This window comes from Tamlana crocina, from assembly GCF_012037625.1.
On sequence record NZ_JAAVJS010000430.1, the window covers coordinates 1 to 378 of the forward strand.

1 protein-coding gene is annotated in these 378 nt (G+C 41.8%); it reads right to left on the minus strand.

Translation table 11 applies throughout. The annotated features are described in order from the left end of the window. Positions 1-140: 140 nt before the first annotated feature. A partial coding sequence (locus HC176_RS17445) for a M23 family metallopeptidase (RefSeq protein WP_167920272.1) occupies positions 141-378 on the minus strand: 238 nt, incomplete at its 5' end.

Here is a 378-nt window from a genome sequence, read left to right on the forward strand (position 1 = left end):
TTAAACAAAAGGCAAAATACTAAAATTAGAACAGGAGACATTGATCTGTCTCCTGTTGCTTTTGTGATCGTTTAAAAACTGATCTAGGCAATTTTTCTTGAACGCTTCGGTTTCTCAGTTGGATCCAAATATTTTTGCAGCTAATGGAGCGGCTGTACGAGATATCCTCTAATAGGGCTGGTATCAGTAACTTTTTGTCCGTTCTCACTGTAACTTTTGATTTGGACAGGCAAGCCTTCTCCTTCGTTGTATGCCTTTCCTGTTTGTAAGTGGTAATGCAAATGCGGTACATCACTTCTGCCGCTGTTTCCGGCCAGTCCAAGGAAATCTCCCGCTTCTACTTCATCACCTTCCTGTACCTCAATGCTGCCTTCTTTA